Raw genomic sequence first — 20,085 nt, forward strand, 5'->3', positions numbered from 1 at the left:
TTGTAACAACTGGCGCAAGCCTACTGCATTACTCGGGCAATGCAATGCGCCGAATGGAGGGCGATTGCCCCCGTCTGGCGGAAAGGCCTACAGCAGGCACTGATAGAAGCGCAATTCCCGCTCCAGCGCATCCGCAAGATTGGCAGCCTGGCGGAAGCCGTGGCGCTCGTCGGGATACAGCCGGTAGTCGACCGTGACTCCTCGGCTGCGCAGAGCCGCCACCATCGACTCGGTCTGCTCGGGCAGCACGACGGCGTCCTGTCCGCCCTGCAGGAAGATCACAGGGGCGTTTATGCGCTCGGCGTTATACAAAGGCGCACGCTCACGAAAACGCTCTGACACCAGCCGAGGATCGCCGATCAGCCAGTCAAGATAGTCACCCTCGAACTTGTGCGTCGCCCGACGCAAGGCCAGCGGATCGCTGACGCCATACAGGCTGGCTCCACCACGGAACAGATCAGTGGCGGCCAGCGCGCTCAGCGCGGTATAGCCGCCAGCGCTGGAACCGCGGATGAACACTCGCTGCGAGTCAATCTCCCCCTGCCCCACGAGTGCTCGAACCGCCTGGCAGGCATCTTCCACATCCACCACGCCCCATTGCTCGCGCAGACGTTGCCGATAGGCGCGACCGAAGCCGCTGCTACCGCGGTAATTCACGTCGACCACGGCGAAACCGCGCTGGGTCCAGAACTGGATGCGCGGATCGAATACCGGATAGCTCGCCGACGTCGGGCCGCCGTGGGCGAACACCACCAGCGGCGGCAATGTAGCGGTCGGACCATGGCAATGCGCATTGCGCGGCGGATAGAAGAAGGCATGGGCGACTTCATCACCTCCGGTCGCAAAACGCAGCGGTTGCGGACATGACAACTGATCGGTCACCAGTGGCATCGCCCCACCAGCCAGAATCTGCAGCGCACCGCTGGCACGCTCGATAGCCAGGACAGCCGGAGTTCGCTCCGGCGAGCCGGCGATGCAGAACACATGGCTTTCGTTCGCGGAAAGCTGGCGGCAACGGGTGAACTCCGTGGCCAACTGGCGCTGGTCGCCGTTGTTAGCGTGTTCGAATAACCAGCCATAGCCGTCGACCATATGGGTCAACAGCAGAGCGCCGTCGTGCAGCGGCAGATAGCTGCTGGTGCCCAGTTGCCAGGGCGCCGGGGCGCAATCGTAATCCCCGCACGCTTGCGCAAGGCTCGAAGGCCTCACCAGTTTTCCGTCCGCCTCGACCCACGGCTGCCAGAAGCCGGAACGGTCGCTTAGACAATGCAATCGACCATCGGCGGCAAAGCGCGGCTGCTGCAGGGATTCGCCGCCCGCGGCGCCAGCCAGGACCTGCCTGCCACCCCAACGCCCATCCGGCATGCGCGTGGCGACGCACAGACGCGTCGCTGTCCAGGGCTGCTCTGGCCTATCCCATTCGATCCAGGCCAGTCGCGTTCCGTCCGGACTGAGCACTGGAGACGAGTAGAAATCAGCACCTTCGACGAGAACCTCACGCCCGCCATCGGCAATGGTCAGGGAAACCAGACGATGCTCGACGCCCTCGGCGCCGTGGGATTCTTCCAGCGCGATAATCGCCTCAGCGTGCTGGTCATGCTGCAGATCGCCGTATCGACAGCCGGATCGATCAGTCAGCGCCACAGGATGTGCTGCCCCGCCGGTGGACTCGGTTGCCTGCAGATGGATCTGCTGATCCTCCTCGTTGACGAAGGCGAGCCCCTCCGAGGTCAGACAGAACGCACCGCCGCCGTATTCGTAAACGCGGCTGCGGACCGAGAATCGCTCGGGTGTCAGGCAATGCGCATTGCCGCCCCGCCACAACCACAGCGTGCAACGCCCATGGGACGGGTCATATTCGATCCAGTACAGCCCACCGTGTCCGGCACGCAGCTCGGCAAAGTCCCGGCTGGCCACCGCCGCGGCTTCGGCGCTCCAATCGCTGGGCCAGAAACCGTAGGGAATGCTGTCTGGAGTCGGACGGGTATTGGTGCAACTCATACCTTGAGGATCAGCTTGGAAGCCTTTTCGTTGCGGTGCTGCAGCTGCTCGAGGCTCAAGGCGCCATGCTCTGCCTGCGCCCGCGCGGCAAGGATCTTGTCGTGATGCAGCGACTTGCTGCACACCGGGTCGGCGTTGGCGGCATCACCGGTGAGCATGAAAGCCTGGCAGCGGCAGCCGCCGAAGTCGCGTTCCTTCTCGTCGCAACTGCGGCAGGGTTCGGGCATCCAGTCGTAGCCGCGGAACTTGTTGAAGCCGAAAGAGTGTCGCCAGATGTGCTCGATGCTGTGCTCGCGTACGTTGGGGAACTCCACCGGCAGCTGTCGCGCGCTGTGGCAAGGCAGCGCCGTGCCGTCCGGGGTGATGTCGAGGAACAGGTTGCCCCAGCCGTTCATGCAGGCCTTCGGCCGTTCTTCGTAGTAATCGGGCGTCACGAAGATCAGCTTGCACGGATGGTTTTCCGCGGCGAGCTTGTCGCGCCACTCGTTGGTGATGCGCTCGGCACGTACCAGCTGCTCCTTGCTCGGCAATAATCCGGCCCGGTTCAACTCGGCCCAGCCGTAGAACTGGCAGGTAGCGAGTTCGACGAAGTCGGCTTCGAGCTCGATGCACAGGCGGATGATCTGCTCGATGTTGTCGATGTTGTGCCGATGCGTGACGAAGTTGAGCACCATCGGATAGCCGTGCTTCTTCACCGCACGGGCCATTTCCAGCTTGTGAGCGAAGGCCTTCTTCGAACCGGCAAGCAGGTTGTTCACCTCCTCGTCGGCCGCCTGAAAGCTGATCTGAATATGGTCCAGCCCGGCCTCGGCGAAACTGGCGATCTTCTCTTCAGTGAGGCCGATGCCAGAAGTGATCAGGTTGGTGTAATAGCCGAGTCCGCGTGCCGCTTCGATCAGCTCTACCAGATCCTGGCGCACCAGCGGCTCACCGCCTGAGAAGCCAAGCTGGGCCGCGCCCATCTCGCGTGCCTGGCGGAATACTTCGATCCACTCGGCGGTGCTCAGCTCGTCGTGGCTGCGGGCGAAGTCCAACGGATTGGAGCAGTACGGGCACTGCAGAGGGCAACGATAGGTCAGCTCCGCCAGCAGCCAGAGCGGCGGGCCAGGCTCGTAGCCAGGTTTAGCGAAGCTCGATCCAGAACCGTTCAACGGCGACCTCCAGAAACGCGACGATATCTTCTTGAATCCCTTCGGCCTCGGGATAGCGGACCTGCAGGTCGGCGACGATTGCGCCGACGCTGCGGGTTCCATCCACCTCGGTCAGCACTGCCGCGGCGCTCTCGTTGAGTTTGATCATGCCTTCCGGATAGAGCAGTACGTGGCAGTTCTGCGCCGGCTCCCACTGGAAGCGGTAGCCTCGGCGAAAGGCTGGAATCTGGGTCAGTTGGATATCGCTCATGGTCGTTGTCTCGCCAGTAGGCAGGCGGGCAGCCCGGCCAAATCAATTGTGCTCGCTGGCGGTGGGCTCAAGCCCACCCGTGGACGCACGTTCCTAGACGCTGATGCCTTTGTGCCAGATCCGTTCACGCGTCACGGTGTGGTACGGCGGGCGATCCAGCTCGTAGGCCATGCTCATGGCGTCGAGCATGCTCCACAGCACGTCGAGTTTGAACTGCAGGATCTCCAGCATACGCTCCTGCGCATCACGGGTGCGGTAGTGGTCCAAGGTGATGCGCAGGCCGTGCTCGACGTCGCGGCGCGCCTCCTTCAGCCGCTTGCGGAAGTAGTCGTAACCGGAGGCATCGATCCACGGATAGTGCTGCGGCCAACTATCCAGACGGGATTGATGGATGGTCGGGGCAAAGAGTTCGGTCAGCGAGCTGCTCGCGGCTTCCTGCCAGCTGGCGCGGCGAGCGAAGTTGACGTAGGCATCCACCGCGAAACGCACACCGGGCAGCACCAGCTCCTGCGACAGCACCTGCTCGCGATCCAGCCCGACGGCTTCGGCCAGCCGCAGCCACGCCTCGATACCGCCCTCTTCGCCTGGCGCACCATCATGGTCGATGATGCGCTGAATCCACTCCCGGCGGGTATCACGGTCCGGACAGTTGGCCATGATCGCCGCGTCCTTTACCGGGATACAGACCTGGTAGTAAAAGCGATTGGCGACCCAGCCCTGAATCTGCTCGCGCGTCGCCTGGCCGGCATACATGGCCCGGTGAAACGGGTGATGAATGTGGTAGTACTCGCCCTTGGCGCGCAACGCCTGTTCGAATTCGGCGGGACTCATGGCTGGCAGGTTCATGACGGTGTCGTTCCTTTTTCTTCTCGTTCCGTTGTTCTTTACTCGAGCTGCCTCACGGTCTGTAGCCGCGTCTTGGCAGCGCGTCGCTACAGCTCGATGTTCATGCCGTCGAAGGCGACTTCGATTCCGTGCTCGCCGAGGATTTCCCGCTCGACGGAGTCCTCGTCGAGGATCGGATTGGTGTTGTTGATGTGGATGAGGATCTTGCGAACCGCAGGCATGCCATCGAGCACCTCGATCATGCCGCCCGGGCCGCTCTGCTGCAGGTGTCCCATTTCGCTGCCGAGCTTGGTGCCGACTTCGCGCACGAGCATTTCATCGTCACGCCAAAGGGTGCCGTCGACCAGTAGGCAATCGGCCTGGCGCATGGTTTCGAGCAACTCATTGCTGACCTTGCCCAGGCCCGGCGCATAGAACAGCGTGCCACCGCTTTTACGATCCTCGATCAGCAGGCCGATGTTGTCGCCGGGATGCGGATCGTTGCGATGCGGTGAATACGGCGGCGCAGAGCTACGCAGCGGGATCGGCGTGATATGCAGGTTCGGGCAGCACGGGATGCTGAAGCTATCCGTCAGGCCGATGCGGTTCCACTTCAGCCCGCCGTTCCAGTGCTCGAGCATGTTGAACAGGGGGAAGCCGGTGGTCAGGTCCTGGTGGACCATCTCGGTGCACCAGACTTCGTGCGGGCAGCCTTCGCGCAAGGTCAGCAGGCCGGTGGTGTGATCTATCTGGCTGTCCAGCAGAACGATCGCGCCAATGGCGGTATCTCTTGGCGCCCGGGCCGGCTGCAGCGCCGGGAAGGATTCCAGCTGCGCGCGGATATCGGGCGAAGCGTTGCACAGGACCCAGTCGACGCCGTTGTCGCTTATGGCAATCGATGACTGGGTACGCGCCTTGGCGTTGAGCGTGCCGGCACGCAGCCCCGCGCAGTTGGCGCAGTTGCAGTTCCACTGCGGAAAACCTCCGCCCGCAGCGGAACCTAGAATTCGGATGAACATGGACAGCCCCCAAAGCAAAGCCCCGGCCGGAGCCGGGGCTGATCGATCAACGGTTTGCGAAGTACATGGTGACTTCGAAACCAATACGCATGTCGGTGAAGGCGGGTTTAGTCCACATAGGTCGGTCCTCTTTTTATGGTGCCGGAAGATTCCGACAGCCCAATTAAGCCCCCTGTTCTGCCTAAAGCAGAATGGTACTTTGGAAGGAGACAGCGCCGTGCCTTGGTAGTGCCCGACAGACGGCCGTCCGTTGTTACACCGTTACTCATTCAGCTAACGCCTGCGGCGAGAGGCTGTCAACTTGAGCCCAGCGCCGGCCGATCATTGGCGTTTCGCCAGGCCAGTTCGTTGGTAATGGTCGCCATGGGGACGAACATCGTGCCGTCGAACTTGCTGAGCTCCAATCCCTGCTGAATACGCTGCGGCCAGTCGTTATTGGCCAGCGCAGCCTTGCCTATCGCGACCAGGTCCATGTCACCATCGACGAGTAAGCCTTCAGCCTGCTCGCCCGTGACGATGCCGCCGTTACCAATCACCGGGATCGTGACGCAGCTCTTGGCGATCGCAGCAAAGCTCGGCCCGCTGCCGAAAGCCGGCGCAGCGGCATCCGGTTCGGTGACGTGCAGATAATCGAGACCGGCATCGACCAGCGCGCGAAAACGCTGCCCGGCTTCGTTCACTCCACCTTCCCATTTCATCTTGCTATCGCAAACCATGCTTTGGGACAGACGCATACCAACCACGAAGTCATCACCCACTTCGGCGCGTACCGCGCGGATCACCGCCAGAGGCATGTTCAGGCGCTGCAGGTAGTCGCCGCCCCACTGATCAAGTCGCTGATTGAATTCGGCACTGATGAATTCGTGCAACAGGTAACCATTGGCACCATGCAGCTCGACGCCGTCGAAACCGGCCTCACGCGCGTGACGCGCGGCCTGGGCGAATCCCTGGATGGCCTCCTGAATCTCCTGCTCGTTCATTTCGGCCGGAGTCGCGTAGGGACCCTCGCCGCCGTAGAACGTCAGCTGAGACCCGCTGGGCTGCACCGCCGAAGGTGCAATGTGGCGGGCATGATGGATATTGCCCTGGGTCTGCGCGCCCCCATGCATGAGCTGAGCGACGAAAGCGGCTCCAGCGTCGTGCACGGCATCGACGACTATCCTCCAGCTGTCCCGGTGCGCCTCGGTCGCGAGCCCCGGCTGGTTGAAGTAACCCTGACTGAAGGCCGTATCGGTATAGATGCCTTCGCTGATGATCAGAGCAAAACCACCCTTGGCGAATGATGCGTAGTAGTCACGCATCAACTCGTTGGCGTCACCCTCCGCTTCGGCGCTGACCCGGGTCATGGGTGCAACGACTGTACGATTGCGCAGACTCATATGCTTCAGTGTGTAGGGTTCGAACAGTTGCGACATGGTGCTCTCCTTATCCAGCCGATATTGGGGGCATGCTGATGGGAGGCGTGTCGGTGACCGGTAGTTCGATAAGCGCGATGGCTGGTTTGCTGCCGGCCATAAAAAAACGCGGCCGAAGCCGCGTTGCGATAGGAACCTTGCGCTCGGTTCGAGGGGGATTACAGCAGAAGCGGCGCAGATTCCTGCACATGACGTGCATAGCAAAATAAGCCGGCGCGCTGGAGCTAACGCGCCGGGGCCCTCATCAGAAGAATCCGAGTGGATTGATGTCGTAGCTGATCAGCAGGTTCTTGGTCTGCTGGTAGTGGTCGAGCATCATCTTGTGGGTTTCGCGACCGACGCCGGATTTCTTGTAGCCACCGAACGCAGCATGCGCCGGGTACAGGTGATAGCAGTTGGTCCAGACACGGCCGGCCTTGATGCCGCGACCCATGCGGTAAGCGCGGTTGATGTCGCGGGTCCAGACGCCGGCACCCAGGCCGAACTCGGTGTCGTTGGCGATCGCCAGGGCTTCAGCCTCGTCCTTGAAGGTCGCCACACCGACTACGGGTCCAAAGATCTCTTCCTGGAACACGCGCATCTTGTTGTGGCCTTTGATCAGCGTTGGCTGCACGTAGTAGCCGGTCGACAAGCTGCCTTCCAGCTTCTCGGCGGCACCGCCGGTAAGAATCTGGGCGCCTTCCTGCTGAGCGATCTCCATGTAGGAGAGAATCTTGTCGAACTGCTGCTCGGACGCCTGGGCGCCGACCATGGTGTCGGTATCCAGCGGGTTGCCACGCTTGATCGCCTTGATCTTCTTCATCACCACTTCCATGAAGGGCTCGAAGATCGATTCCTGGATCAGCGCACGCGACGGGCAGGTGCAGACCTCACCCTGGTTGAAGAAGGCCAGCACCAGACCTTCAGCGGCTTTCTCGATGAATGCAGGCTCGGCATTCATGATGTCTTCGAAGAAGATGTTCGGGCTCTTGCCACCCAGTTCTACGGTGCTCGGGATGATGTTCTCGGCGGCGCAACGCATGATGTGCGAGCCGACTGGAGTCGAGCCGGTGAAAGCGATCTTGGCGATGCGGGTGCTGGTGGCCAGCGCCTGACCGGCTTCGCGACCGAAGCCCTGGACGATGTTCAGCACGCCCGGCGGCAGCAGATCACCGACCACTTCGATGAACACCATGATCGACAGCGGGGTCTGCTCGGCCGGCTTGAGCACGATGCAGTTACCGGCGGCCAGGGCCGGAGCCAGTTTCCAGGCGGCCATCAGCAGCGGGAAGTTCCACGGGATGATCTGGCCAACAACGCCCAGCGGCTCATGGAAGTGATAGGCCGCGGTATGCTCGTTGATCTCGGCAGCGCTGCCTTCCTGGGCGCGGATGCAGCCGGCGAAGTAGCGGAAGTGATCCGCAGCCAGCGGTACGTCGGCGTTCAGGGTTTCACGGACGGCCTTGCCGTTGTCCCAGGTTTCAGCGACCGCGAGCTTTTCCAGGTTGGCTTCGATGCGATCGGCGATCTTCAGCAGAATCAGCGCGCGGTCCTGCACCGAGGTCTTGCCCCAGGCGTCGGCGGCAGCATGAGCGGCATCCAGCGCCTTCTCGATATCTTCGGCACCAGAGCGCGGGAATTCGGCAATGACCTCACCATTGACCGGCGAGGTGTTGACGAAGTACTCGCCTTTGACCGGCGGGACGAATTCACCACCGATGTAGTTGCCGTAGCGCGGCTTGAAGGATACGACGGCGCCTGGGGTACCGGGCTGAGCGTAGATCATGATGGGCCTCTCTTCTTCTGCTTGTCGGAGCCTGTGCCGGGAAGTGCACAGGACATGGACCGATCTTAGGCAGCGGGGTCTTCGCTCCGGTATGCACCCATGGCAGCGGAGGACTCCTCATTTGGTAGTAGATGGCAAGGCGCAGAGGCAGAGCTGATGGCGGTTTGCGATTGATAGGACCAGCCTGGAACGGGAGAAAAAGCCGAGCAGGATAGACCCTGGATCGCACCCTAAAAATGACGCTGAACAAGGGTGCCTGCCCAGAGCGAAAATTCTCCTGTAACGCAAGAAAAGCGCGACCAAAAGGCGGCAAAACCAACCCCAAAGTCTTATTAGCCCACCTGCCAAAGCGCCTTAGCTTCGGGGTGCGACATCGCTTTTCCTGACAACAACCAATGAGGAGATACGCCATGCAGTGGATCGATCCGGACTTCTGCGACCTGCGTCTGGGCTTCGAAGTCACCGCGTACGTCTACGTACGCTGAGCCCCTGACCGGCGTGATCGAACATCGCTTCACGCCGGTCGAGCGAGGATATGGACATGACGACAACAACAATGATTTCACCAGCCTGCCGCTACGAGATCCGCCCGCCCTTCCTCTTTCGCTGGGAAGACTCGCAGCAAGCCCACGTGCTGCTCTACCCAGAGGGCATCGTCAAGCTCAACGTCACCGGCGGCGAGATTCTGCGGCGCTGCGACGGCAAGACCAGCGTCGCCGAGCTGATCGATCAGCTCGCGCTTAGCTACAACGCATCCGACGTCGACGCGATTCGCAACGGTGTCCTGAATTTCCTGGAGGTATCCCATGGCAAGGGCTGGATCCGAGCTAAGGCTTGATGGCAGCGGCAACCCGGTCTGGCTGCTGCTGGAGCTGACCTACCAGTGCCCGCTGCAGTGCGTGTTCTGCAGCAACCCGCGCAACTTCACCGATTACCGCCAGGACGAATTGAGCACCGCCGAGTGGATCGATGTAATGGCCCAGGCCCGTGCCATGGGCGCGATGCAGATCGGCTTCTCGGGCGGCGAGCCCACGCTGCGCAAGGATCTCGAAACGCTGGTCGCCGAGGCTGACCGCATGGGCTACTACACCAACCTGATCACATCCGGTATCGGCCTGACCGAAGCGCGCCTGCGCGCCCTGAAGGATGCCGGGCTGCGCCACATCCAGCTCGGTTTTCAATCAACCGACCGTGAAGTGGCTCGTCAGCTGGCCGGCGTCGATGCCCTGGAGCGCAAACTGCGCATGGCGCGGCTGATCAAGTCCATGGACTTTCCCATGGTGCTCAACGTTCCGATCACTCGGCAGAACATCGCTCAGGTGCCGGAGATCATCGCGTTCGCCGTCGAGTTGGGAGTCGAGTATCTCGAACTGGCGAACGTGCAGTACTACAACTGGGCACTGCTCAACCGCGATGCGCTGATGCCGACCCATGCCGAACTGCAGAGAGCCGAAGACGAGGTACATAAGGCACGCGAGCGTTTCGGTGATCGACTGACCATATTCTTCGTCATTCCAGACTATTACGAAGGTCGTCCAAAGGCCTGCATGAACGGCTGGGGCGCGATTCACGTCACCATCGCGCCAAACGGCAACGTGCTGCCCTGCTCCCAGGCCAGCAACTTCAAGAACCTGACCTTCCCCAACGTGCGTCAGCAACGGCTGGAGCAGATCTGGCACGACTCGCCGGTATTCAACCTCTACCGTGGCGACGCCTGGATGCCCGAACCCTGCCGCAGCTGTGACGAAAAGGAACAAGATTTCGGCGGCTGCCGCTGCCAGGCCTTGCTGCTGACCGGCAATGGTGCCAACACCGATCCGGCCTGCAGTAAATCTCCACATCATCAGCTGATTCGCCAGGCCGTGGCGCTGGCGCAGGAAGCTACGCGCCCGCAGGGCACGCTGATCGCCAGACAGGCCAGTCAGGGGGTGGAACTTGAAACTGCCCCATGATTCGTTCGGCGGCACCGTTAGCACAGGCCTCGCGCTAACGCTTGGTTGTTACCTGCTACTGCGTTACTGGTTGGTGGGTTGAGCCATGCAGCTACCCGTTCTCGATCTGCTGGCCCGCTATGCGCATCTGCTGTTCGCGTTGGTCTGGGTTGGTCATAACTACGCCAACTTCATCCAGAACCCGCGCTTCGTGCCACTGCAGAACGGTATCGATACCGCCACGTTGAACCGCGATCTGGAAGTGCGGATGAAACGTGAGCACGGCATCTTCCGCTACGCCTCCGTGGTGGTCTGGGTATCCGGCATGTTCATGCTCTGGCAACGCGGCTGGCTGGCTGATGCATTGCTGCTACAAGGCCCGCTGGCAGTGATCGGCCTGGGCGCCTGGATTGGCACGCTGATGCTGCTCAACCTCTGGCTGGTGCTGTGGCCGCATCAGAAAAAGCTGCTCGGTTTCGTGCCGGCGACTTTGGAAGAGCGGGTGCGCTGCTCGCGGATTACCTTCCTCTCCTCACGCAGCAACACCATTCTGTCCTTTCCCCTGCTGTTCCTGATGGCGAGTGGCGGTCATGGCCTGCACTTCTTCTGAGCGCGCCGAACGCTACAACTTCGCCTCGGGCCCGGCCATGCTGCCGGCAGAGGTCCTCGAACAGATCCGCGATGAGCTGCCGAACTGGCGCAATACCGGCTCGTCCGTGCTTGAGCAGCCCTTCACCAGCACAGACTTCAAGCAGCTGATGGCCGAGACCGAAGCCGACTTGCGTGCATTACTGACGATACCCGACAACTATCGCGTGCTTTTCATGCAAGGCGGCGCCTCGGCGCAGTTCGGCCTGTTGCCGCTCAATCTGCTGCAGCCAGGACAGAGTGCGGACTATCTGGAAAGCGGCCACTGGGCACGCAAGGCAATCACCGAGGCCCGCCGTCATTCACCAGTCAATGTCGTCGCCAGTGGTGCAGATCAGGCTTTCACCGCCCTGCCCCCACTGGATCATTGGCAGCTCGATCCGGCTGCCGGCTATTGCCATGTGACCAGCAACGAAACCGGTAATGGGCTGCAGCTGCAGAAGTTTCCGGAACTGGTGGTACCACTGGTTGCAGACATGACCTCAGACTTTCTCACCCGGCAGCTTCCGCTCGAACGCTTCGGCCTGATCTATGCCAGCGCGCAAAAGAATCTAGGCATCGCCGGGCTGTGCATAGTGATAATCCGCAACGATCTTCTGCGAGCGCCCCCTCCCGGTCTGCCGACCGCGTTCAGTTATGCGACGCAGGCCGAGCAGCAGAGCCGCTTCAACACGCCGCCCACCTTCGCCGTCTACGTGACCGGGCTGATGCTGCGCTGGATGGGACGTAACGGCGGCGTTCCAGCCATGGCTGCCGCAGCGCAGCAAAAAAGTTGCCTTTTGTACCGTTGCGTTGACAACAGCGACCTCTACCTGTGTCCGCAACGCCCCGCAGACCGTTCACCGATCAATGTCTGCTTCCAACTGACCAAGCCCGGACTGACCGAAACCTTTCTGACCGAGGCCGAGCGTAACGGCCTAACCAATCTGCGCGGCCACGCAGCGATCGGCGGCATACGAGCCAGCCTGTACAACCCGATGCCACTGAGCGGAGTGGCGCGCCTGGTGGAATTCATGACTGATTTCGAGCGTAAGCATGGATAGAAGGCACGGCCTGCACGCTTTACGCCGCTCACTGGCACAGCAGCTGTCACTGACTCTGGTCGACGTTGCCTGTCGTCTGCCGCACGCCGTACCGGGCCGGCCTCTTACCGTGATGGGCCTAAGCTTTCCGTCGCCGCTAGGTATCGCCGCCGGCTTTGATCGCAACGGGCGTCTTGCCCGGCGGGTGGCGGCGCTGGGATTCGGTTTCAACGAGATCGGTAGCCTGACTGCGGATGAACTGGCGCAACTGGAGCCGATGTCACGTGGCGAGGCGCGTCTTGGAATAAACCTGACCCTGGATGCGGGAAGCTCGGTGGCGGAGAGCTGCGCGCTGCTGCGCAACGCATGGCCCCAGGCCGACTACCTGGTACTGAACCTGATCGGCCCGGCCAGCGCACCTCTGCTCTCAAATGCCGTGCGCCTGCGCAACCTCCTGACCGCTCTCCGCGAGGAGCATCAGCAGCTGAACCTGGAGGGCAAGCGCCAGGTACCGCTGGTAGCGAAGCTACGCTGCCTGCCAAAGCAGGTTCCCTTCTTGCTAGCCAGCATGCTGCTCGACCTCAAGTTCGACGGGCTATTAGCCGCCCATGACCCAGGACCACCAGCGACGCGCGAGCGCTACCGTGCCTGGCAGGACCCACAACAACAGGCACTGGCTTGTGAACAAATCGAAGGCTTGCGGCGCTTTTGCGGCCAGGGCATGGCATTGATCTCGGTGGGCGGCATCCAGACGGCGAGCCACTTGCAAGCGCGTATGGATGCCGGCGCCGAGCTGGTGCAGGTTCACACAGCACTGCTGCATCAGGGGCCGTGGCTAGCACGCCACCTGCTCCGCTGAGCGACAATTCTGCAGCAAAAACGACAACGCCCCGTACTAGCCGGGGCGTTTTCAAAATGATCGACCGAAAAAACCGGCCGATCATTGCTGATCAAGTCGCGATCAGAACTTTTCGATTTTCGCCTCGGCGTGCAGCTTCTGGCGAAACGCTGCAAAGTCCTGCTGGCCAACACGCGAGGCCAGGAAGCGACGGAAATTCAGCTTCTCCTCATCCGATAGCGCAGCCTCGGGCTCGTTGACGCCGTTCAGGCGCACCACGACGTAGTCCCCATTGCTCAAGGCAACACCGGAATAGTTCGGCTTGTCCTGTTGCTCCGGACGTGGCATGCGGAACACGGCCTGCAGCAGCGCCGGCGCAACACCTTCCTGACTCCGCGTGGCGGCTTCCACCGACTGCCATTGGCCATCCGGCTGCTGCCCCTGACGCAGATCCGCCAGCAGTTGCTCGCCTTGAGTACGAGCCGTTTCGGCTGCCAGACTGCGCTGAAGCTGCTGAACGATATCGTCACGTACATCCGCCAGCGGGATGGGGGCCGGCTTCAGGTGCTCCTTGACGCGTAGTGCGATGGAAGTATCAGGATCGAGTTCGATGACGCTGCTATTGGCACCGTCGACCAGCACCTCTTCGCTGAAAGCAGCCTGGATAACCTGGCGATTGGCAGTGATGCCTTCGCCGCCGTCACGGCCGAACGCTTCGGTGGTCTGTACCATCAGGCCAAGATCCTGCGCCGGCTGCGTCAGGTCGGACGCCTCGAATGCGGCATCCTCCAATTGCTTGCTGGTTTCCACGAACCGCTGCTCGACCTGCTGCGCCTTGAGTTCGCGAACCAGCTCGGGCTTCATGCTTTCGAAAGACGGCACCTCAGGTGACTGGACGCCCAGCAGCTTGATGATGTGCCAGCCGAACTCGGACTGCACCGGCGCAGACACCTCGCCATAGTTCAACGCATAAAGTGCATCTTCGAACGCAGGGTCATAGACGCCGGGGCCAGCGAAGCCGAGGTCACCGCCTTCGTTGGCGGAGCCTGGATCCTGCGAGACCTCCTTGGCGACGACGGCAAAGTCTTCACCGCCCTTCACTCGTTCAGCTATTTCATCGATCTTGGCCTTGGCCTCAGCATCGCTCAGCTCACCGCCAGTTTCGATAAGGATATGCGCGGCGCGGCGCTGCTCGGCCAGATTGGCGATCTGCTTCTGATACAGCTCCTGCAGCTCCTCATCGGACGCTTCGACCTGGTCGAAGAATGACTCCTTCTTCAGTTCGACATACTCGACGATCACCTGCTCAGGTGTGAGAAAACGGTCAGCGTTGTCATCGTAGTATTTCTGGATCTGCTCATCGCTTACATCAATCGTCTCGTGCTGCGCCGGCACGGTGAACAGCGCGAAATCACGCGTCTGCATTTCCAGACGTGCGAAATTTTCGACCTGCTGGTCGGTGACGAAACCGGTACCGGAAATGCCTGCACGCAGCTGACCAATCAGCATCTCCTGCTCAAGCAACTGGCGGAACTGCAGGCGGGAGTAGCCCATCTGTTGAATGACTTGATCGAAACGTGCAGAACTGAAAGCGCCTTCCACCTGGAATTCGGGGGTCTGCAGAATCAATTGATCAAGCGCTTCGCGGGAGAAAGCGAAGTCAGCGCTCTTGGCACCCTGCAAAAGCAGCATGCGATCGATCAGCGAACCGAGCGCAGCGTCACGCAGCAAACGATCATCGATCAACGAGGCGTCGAAGTCCTGACCCAGCTGTTGAGCCAGCTGGCGTCGTTGCATGTTCATCGCCTGATCCAGGTCGTAGCGGGAGATTTCCTCACCATTGACCGCAGCGGCGTTCTGGCTGTTGCTGGAGGCGTTGAAGATGGCTTCGAAGCCAGTCAAAGCCAGCAGCACCACGATGATGCCGATGATGGTTTTGGCTATCCAGCCTTGTGAATTGTCCCTGATGTTCTGAAGCATGCGACCCCCAGGAGTCTGCGGCGCGGTGGGCTGCGCAACGCGGTTGGAACCGGATAAAAGAAAGGCGCATCCAGGGATGCGCCTTCTCGGAGCTTTTGGAGCGGTTGGGCTTATTCCCCCAAGCCTGAATGCAGCAGGGCAAGCCTGCTCTACAACCGCTCCGAGCCAGCGCAGCTAACTGCTGACTGGCCGCATTGAAAAACGCTTAGTTAACGGCGTCTTTCAGAGCCTTGCCAGCTTTGAAGCCCGGGATCTTGGCGGCGGCGATGTTGATCGGCTTGCCAGTCTGCGGGTTGCGACCGGTGCGCGCAGCGCGCTCCTTGACAGCGAAAGTACCGAAACCAACCAGTACAACGGAGTCACCAGCCTTCAGGGCACCGGTGACGGATTCGATCACTGCATCCAGCGCGCGGCCAGCAACAGCTTTTGGGATATCAGCAGATGCAGCGATAGCATCGATCAGTTCCGACTTGTTCACTCTAAGTCCCCTTATTTCTGTTGAGTCGTATCTTTAATTTTCGGGTGTAAGCAAAGCGGTGCTAGATGGCTATGACACAAGAGGCCGATTAAACAAGGGCACCTGAAGTGTGTCAACGTGGCCATCCAGACTAATGCGTGCTGATTCGCTCCTTGGAATCAGGCTCGCGCTTGTCGTCCTTTGCAACAATCTCGGGAGCCGCATCGGGCAAGGGCTCCGGCGCGTATTGCAGCGCAATTTGCAGGACCTCGTCAATCCACTTCACCGGTTTAATCTGCAGGTCCTGCTTAATATTTTCAGGAATCTCTTTCAGATCACGCTGATTCTCTTCCGGAATGATCACAGTTTTGATCCCGCCGCGATGAGCAGCGAGGAGCTTTTCCTTCAATCCACCAATTGCAAGCACTTGGCCGCGCAATGTGATTTCACCCGTCATTGCGACATCGGCGCGCACCGGAATCTGAGTCAAGGCGGAAACCAATGCAGTGCACATGCCGATACCGGCGCTCGGGCCGTCTTTCGGCGTCGCACCTTCAGGCACGTGAATATGTATGTCCTGTTTCTCATGGAAGTCCGCGGCTATGCCGAGGCTGGTAGCTCGGCTACGAACCACCGTAAGCGCCGCCGTAATCGATTCACCCATGACCTCACCAAGTGAGCCGGTTCTGGTCAATCGCCCCTTGCCGGGCACGACAGCCGCCTCGATGGTGAGCAATTCCCCGCCAACCTGGGTCCAGGCCAAGCCAGTCACCTGCCCGACCTGATCCTGTTGCTCAGCAAGCCCGTAGCGGAACTTGCGTATACCAAGGAAGTGCTCCAGCGAATCAGCGTCCACGACGACGTGGAAACGCTTCTCTGCCGCGTGTTCCTTGACGACCTTCCGGCACACCTTGGCCAGCTGACGCTCCAGGCTGCGCACGCCCGCTTCGCGAGTGTAGTAGCGGATGATGTCGCGAATCGCCGCTTCCTGAAACTCCAGCTCGGTTTTCTTCAGGCCATTGGCCTCGATCTGCTTGGGCGCTAGGTAACGGGTGGCAATATTGATCTTCTCGTCTTCGGTGTAACCCGGCAACCGAATGACTTCCATGCGATCGAGCAACGGCGCTGGGATGTTCATCGAGTTGGCGGTGCAGAGGAACATCACATCCGAGAGGTCATAGTCGACTTCAAGGTAGTGGTCGTTGAAGTTGTGATTCTGCTCCGGGTCCAGCACCTCGAGCAGCGCCGAAGCCGGATCGCCGCGCATGTCGCTGCCCATCTTGTCGATTTCGTCGAGCAGGAACAGCGGGTTACGCACTCCGACCTTGGTCATCTTCTGGATCAGGCGACCGGGCATGGAGCCGATATAGGTACGGCGATGACCGCGGATCTCCGCCTCATCGCGCACACCACCGAGCGCCATGCGGACGAACTTACGGTTGGTCGAGCGCGCAATGGACTCGGCCAGCGAAGTCTTGCCGACACCCGGCGGCCCGACCAAGCAGAGCACCGGCCCCTTGAGCTTCTTCACACGCTTCTGAACGGCGAGATACTCGAGAATGCGGTCCTTGACCTCTTCGAGGCCATAGTGATCAGCGTCGAGCACCTCTTCAGCCTTGGCCAGATCCAGGCGGACCTTGCTGGCGGCCTTCCACGGCACGTTCACCAGCCAGTCGATATAGGTGCGAACAACCGTGGCCTCAGCTGACATCGGAGACATCTGCTTCAGTTTGTTGAGTTCAGCCTGAGCCTTGGCGTAGGCATCCTTGCTGAGCCCGGCATTCTCGATGCGCTTCTTCAGCTCATCAACTTCATTGTGACCTTCATCGATATCGCCGAGCTCCTTCTGAATGGCCTTCATCTGCTCATTCAGGTAGTACTCGCGCTGGCTGCGCTCCATCTGCTTTTTCACGCGGCCGCGAATGCGCTTCTCCACCTGCAGCAGGTCGATCTCTGCGTCCAGCAACGCCAGGACGTGCTCGACGCGAGCTGCTAGGTCGGTGATTTCGAGAATCTGCTGTTTCTGCTCGATCTTCAGCGCCATGTGCGCAGCCATGGTATCGACCAGGCGCGCCGGCTCATCGATGCTGTTCAGCGAGGACAGGACCTCAGCGGGAACCTTCTTGCCCAGTTGCACGTACTGCTCGAACTGGCTCAGCAGACTGCGGGTGAAGACTTCGGATTCACGCGCCTCGACTTCCGCTTCCTCGATCAGCGAAACCTCAGCCCTGCAGTGGTCATCCACCTCGACGAAGCGCTCGATCACGCCGCGCTGCTCACCCTCGACCAGCACCTTGACCGTACCGTCTGGCAGCTTGAGAAGCTGCAGCACGGTAGCCACTGTGCCCACACGATACAACGCGTCTTCGGCCGGATCGTCATCAGCAGGGTTTTTCTGCGCCAGCAGGAGAATCTGCTTGTCGCCGGCCATGGCGGACTCGAGCGCTTCGATGGATTTTTCACGGCCAACGAAAAGCGGGATCACCATGTGCGGGTAAACCACCACATCGCGCAGCGGCAAAAGGGGCAATTCGATGGTTGTCTTCATAATTCAGCTCTACGACGGCCATTCGGCGGTAAACGGATGGGCTATACCCTTGCAGCAAAGATGAGGGCGCGCTCCATAAAAAACAAGGCGGCGAAGCAAAATGCAAAGGGGCCCGCAGGCCCCTTTTGTTCGATCACGCCTCAGGCGCAGCCTTGGCTGGCGGTTCGGTGTTTTCGTATATCAGCAAAGGCTGAGATGTGCCTTCGATCACGCTTTCGTCGATGACCACCTTGCTGACGTCCTTCTGCGAAGGAATCTCATACATGGTGTCGAGCAGCACGCCCTCGAGAATCGAGCGCAAACCGCGCGCACCAGTCTTGCGCTCCAGAGCACGACTGGCGATTGCCTTGAGCGCATCCGGACGAAACTCGAGATCGACACCTTCCAGTTCGAACAGCTTGGCGTACTGCTTGGTCAGCGCATTCTTCGGCTCGGTGAGGATCTGAATCAGCGCCGCTTCGTCGAGTTCGTCGAGCGTGGCGATCACGGGGAGACGCCCAACGAATTCCGGAATCAAACCAAACTTGACCAGATCGTCCGGCTCTACCGCGCGCAGCGCTTCACCGATCTTCTTACCCGGATCCTTGCTGCGAACTTCGGCGTTGAAGCCGATGCCACCTTGGGTCGAACGCCCCTGGATGACCTTCTCCAATCCGGCAAACGCACCACCACAAATAAACAGGATGTTGCGTGTATCTACCTGCAGGAATTCCTGTTGCGGGTGCTTGCGACCGCCCTGCGGCGGGACGGAGGCGACTGTGCCCTCGATCAGCTTGAGCAGCGCCTGCTGCACACCTTCCCCGGACACGTCACGAGTAATCGACGGGTTGTCAGACTTGCGAGAAATCTTGTCGATTTCATCGATGTAGACGATGCCCATTTGCGCCTTTTCTACATCGTAATCACACTTCTGCAGCAGCTTCTGGATAATGTTCTCGACATCCTCGCCAACATAGCCCGCCTCGGTGAGCGTGGTCGCATCGGCGATGGTGAATGGAACATTGAGCAGGCGCGCCAGGGTTTCCGCCAGCAGCGTCTTGCCGGATCCAGTCGGGCCGATCAGCAGAATGTTGCTTTTGCCCAGCTCGACTTCTTCTTTCTTGTCGCGCTGGTTCAGGCGTTTGTAGTGGTTGTAAACGGCCACTGCCAGGATTTTCTTCGCACGTTCCTGACCAATGACGTACTGGTCGAGAATGCCGCTGATCTCCTTGGGCGCAGGCAGTTTGTGCGCGTTGCTCTCGGCCTGCGCTTCCTGCACCTCCTCACGGATGATGTCATTGCACAGGTCGACGCACTCGTCGCAGATGAAAACGGAGGGCCCGGCGATCAACTTGCGTACTTCATGCTGGCTTTTGCCGCAAAAAGAGCAATAGAGCAGTTTGCCGGAGTCCTCGCCGTTGCGGGTGTCAGTCATTCGATCGATCCAATCGGGAAGGCTTGAAACACAAGATGAAGGCAATCGTGGGCTTTTTCAAGCCCACGGCACAGCCGCATATCGCAGGCTGCAGGGATCAGACGGCGAGCTGACGCTGGGTCAGAACCTGGTCGATCAAGCCGTACTTGACGGCATCCTCACCGCTCATGAAGTTGTCGCGGTCGGTGTCGCGGGCAATCACATCCATCGGCTGGCCGGTATGGTGGGCCAGAACCTTGTTCAGGCGCTCACGGATAGTCAGGATTTCACGTGCGTGAATCTCGATATCCGAAGCCTGGCCCTGGAAGCCACCCAATGGCTGGTGGATCATCATGCGCGAATGCGGCAGGCAGTAACGCTTACCGGCAGTACCGCCTGTCAGCAGCAGGGCACCCATGGAACAGGCCTGACCGATACAGATGGTCGACACGTCCGGCTTGATGAACTGCATGGTGTCATAAATCGACATCCCGGCAGTCACCGAGCCACCCGGGGAATTAATGTAGAGGTGAATGTCCTTCTCGGGGTTTTCAGCCTCGAGGAACAGCATCTGCGCGACGATCAGGTTGGCCATGTAGTCTTCGACCTGGCCGACCATGAAGATCACCCGCTCTTTCAGGAGGCGCGAATAGATGTCATAGGCGCGCTCACCGCGTGCGGATTGCTCGATCACCATCGGGACCAGGCCGCCGGCGGCCTGAATGTCCGGAACTTGCATAAAAGGATTGCGGGACATGTTCCAACGATACTCCCTATGTCATGCCGTAAAAGACATAAGCCAGCACGAGGCTGGCTTATGTTTGTGCACTCGAATGTGTGAA

General features: G+C 60.4%; 19 protein-coding genes. 6 read left to right on the plus strand and 13 right to left on the minus strand.

The annotated features are described in order from the left end of the window. Positions 1–87: 87 nt before the first annotated feature. The 8 genes from PSEST_RS11070 to PSEST_RS11100 form a co-directional block, all read right to left on the minus strand. A complete protein-coding gene (locus tag PSEST_RS11070) occupies positions 88–2,001 on the minus strand; it encodes an alpha/beta hydrolase family protein (RefSeq protein ID WP_015277064.1) in 1,914 nt (637 codons plus the stop codon). Continuing rightward, positions 1,998–3,152 (minus strand): pyrroloquinoline quinone biosynthesis protein PqqE, encoded by a 1,155-nt coding sequence (pqqE, locus tag PSEST_RS11075; RefSeq protein WP_015277065.1) that lies wholly within the window; start codon positions 3,150–3,152, stop codon positions 1,998–2,000. Before pqqE (PSEST_RS11075) ends, PSEST_RS11070 begins: the two co-directional genes overlap by 4 nt. Continuing rightward, positions 3,124–3,402, minus strand: coding sequence for a pyrroloquinoline quinone biosynthesis peptide chaperone PqqD (gene pqqD / locus PSEST_RS11080; protein ID WP_015277066.1), 279 nt, complete (start codon positions 3,400–3,402; stop codon positions 3,124–3,126). Before pqqD (PSEST_RS11080) ends, pqqE (PSEST_RS11075) begins: the two co-directional genes overlap by 29 nt. A 93-nt stretch (positions 3,403–3,495) precedes the next feature. Continuing rightward, on the minus strand, positions 3,496–4,248 hold the full coding sequence (pqqC, locus tag PSEST_RS11085) for a pyrroloquinoline-quinone synthase PqqC (protein WP_015277067.1): 753 nt from the start codon (positions 4,246–4,248) through the stop codon (positions 3,496–3,498). An 86-nt stretch (positions 4,249–4,334) separates the two neighbouring features. Next, positions 4,335–5,246, minus strand: coding sequence for a pyrroloquinoline quinone biosynthesis protein PqqB (gene pqqB / locus PSEST_RS11090; protein WP_015277068.1), 912 nt, complete (start codon positions 5,244–5,246; stop codon positions 4,335–4,337). 46 nt (positions 5,247–5,292) lie between these two features. After that, the gene (gene pqqA / locus PSEST_RS21790) at positions 5,293–5,364 is read right to left on the minus strand and encodes a pyrroloquinoline quinone precursor peptide PqqA (RefSeq protein ID WP_003284930.1); all 72 of its coding nucleotides are present in this window, start codon (positions 5,362–5,364) and stop codon (positions 5,293–5,295) included. Positions 5,365–5,542: 178 nt separating this feature from the next. Beyond that, positions 5,543–6,661 carry an NADH:flavin oxidoreductase gene (locus tag PSEST_RS11095; RefSeq protein ID WP_015277069.1) on the minus strand — a complete coding sequence of 373 codons (1,119 nt, stop codon included), beginning with the start codon at positions 6,659–6,661 and terminating at the stop codon, positions 5,543–5,545. A 244-nt stretch (positions 6,662–6,905) separates the two neighbouring features. Further along, entirely contained in the window at positions 6,906–8,426 is a 1,521-nt protein-coding gene (locus tag PSEST_RS11100) for an aldehyde dehydrogenase family protein (RefSeq protein WP_015277070.1), read from the minus strand. Positions 8,427–8,821: 395 nt separating this feature from the next. On the opposite strand from PSEST_RS11100, the gene pqqA (PSEST_RS21795) reads away from it, so the two are divergent. The 6 genes from pqqA (PSEST_RS21795) to PSEST_RS11125 all read left to right on the plus strand — a co-directional run bounded on the left by pqqA (PSEST_RS21795) (position 8,822) and on the right by PSEST_RS11125 (position 12,886). Further along, on the plus strand, positions 8,822–8,911 hold the full coding sequence (gene pqqA, locus PSEST_RS21795) for a pyrroloquinoline quinone precursor peptide PqqA (RefSeq protein ID WP_015277071.1): 90 nt from the start codon (positions 8,822–8,824) through the stop codon (positions 8,909–8,911). Positions 8,912–8,967: 56 nt separating this feature from the next. Then, complete coding sequence (gene pqqD, locus PSEST_RS11105; protein ID WP_015277072.1) at positions 8,968–9,264, plus strand: pyrroloquinoline quinone biosynthesis peptide chaperone PqqD; 297 nt, start codon at positions 8,968–8,970, stop codon at positions 9,262–9,264. Next, positions 9,233–10,378: a pyrroloquinoline quinone biosynthesis protein PqqE gene (gene pqqE / locus PSEST_RS11110; RefSeq protein WP_015277073.1), complete on the plus strand. Its 1,146-nt coding sequence runs from the start codon at positions 9,233–9,235 to the stop codon at positions 10,376–10,378. The genes pqqD (PSEST_RS11105) and pqqE (PSEST_RS11110) overlap by 32 nt, the downstream gene beginning before the upstream one ends. An 85-nt stretch (positions 10,379–10,463) precedes the next feature. Beyond that, positions 10,464–10,967, plus strand: coding sequence for a urate hydroxylase PuuD (locus PSEST_RS11115; RefSeq protein WP_015277074.1), 504 nt, complete (start codon positions 10,464–10,466; stop codon positions 10,965–10,967). Further along, positions 10,948–12,048, plus strand: coding sequence for a 3-phosphoserine/phosphohydroxythreonine transaminase (serC, locus tag PSEST_RS11120; protein ID WP_015277075.1), 1,101 nt, complete (start codon positions 10,948–10,950; stop codon positions 12,046–12,048). The genes PSEST_RS11115 and serC overlap by 20 nt, the downstream gene beginning before the upstream one ends. Continuing rightward, complete coding sequence (locus PSEST_RS11125) at positions 12,041–12,886, plus strand: dihydroorotate dehydrogenase (protein ID WP_015277076.1); 846 nt, start codon at positions 12,041–12,043, stop codon at positions 12,884–12,886. The genes serC and PSEST_RS11125 overlap by 8 nt, the downstream gene beginning before the upstream one ends. 102 nt (positions 12,887–12,988) lie before the next feature. Here PSEST_RS11125 and PSEST_RS11130 read toward each other — a convergent pair whose 3' ends face one another. From PSEST_RS11130 to clpP, 5 genes are all read right to left on the minus strand, one after another. Beyond that, on the minus strand, positions 12,989–14,845 hold the full coding sequence (locus PSEST_RS11130) for a SurA N-terminal domain-containing protein (RefSeq protein WP_015277077.1): 1,857 nt from the start codon (positions 14,843–14,845) through the stop codon (positions 12,989–12,991). 205 nt (positions 14,846–15,050) lie between these two features. Next, positions 15,051–15,323, minus strand: a complete 273-nt coding sequence (hupB, locus tag PSEST_RS11135) for a nucleoid-associated protein HU-beta (protein WP_003282502.1) — start codon at positions 15,321–15,323, stop codon at positions 15,051–15,053. A 130-nt stretch (positions 15,324–15,453) separates the two neighbouring features. Continuing rightward, entirely contained in the window at positions 15,454–17,850 is a 2,397-nt protein-coding gene (gene lon, locus PSEST_RS11140) for an endopeptidase La (protein WP_015277078.1), read from the minus strand. Positions 17,851–17,983: 133 nt separating this feature from the next. Then, positions 17,984–19,264, minus strand: coding sequence for an ATP-dependent Clp protease ATP-binding subunit ClpX (clpX, locus tag PSEST_RS11145; RefSeq protein ID WP_015277079.1), 1,281 nt, complete (start codon positions 19,262–19,264; stop codon positions 17,984–17,986). A gap of 97 nt (positions 19,265–19,361) precedes the next feature. Further along, on the minus strand, positions 19,362–20,000 hold the full coding sequence (gene clpP / locus PSEST_RS11150) for an ATP-dependent Clp endopeptidase proteolytic subunit ClpP (protein ID WP_015277080.1): 639 nt from the start codon (positions 19,998–20,000) through the stop codon (positions 19,362–19,364). Between the last annotated feature and the right edge of the window lie 85 nt (positions 20,001–20,085).

This window comes from Stutzerimonas stutzeri RCH2 (assembly GCF_000327065.1).
GTDB lineage: Bacteria > Pseudomonadota > Gammaproteobacteria > Pseudomonadales > Pseudomonadaceae > Stutzerimonas > Stutzerimonas stutzeri_AE.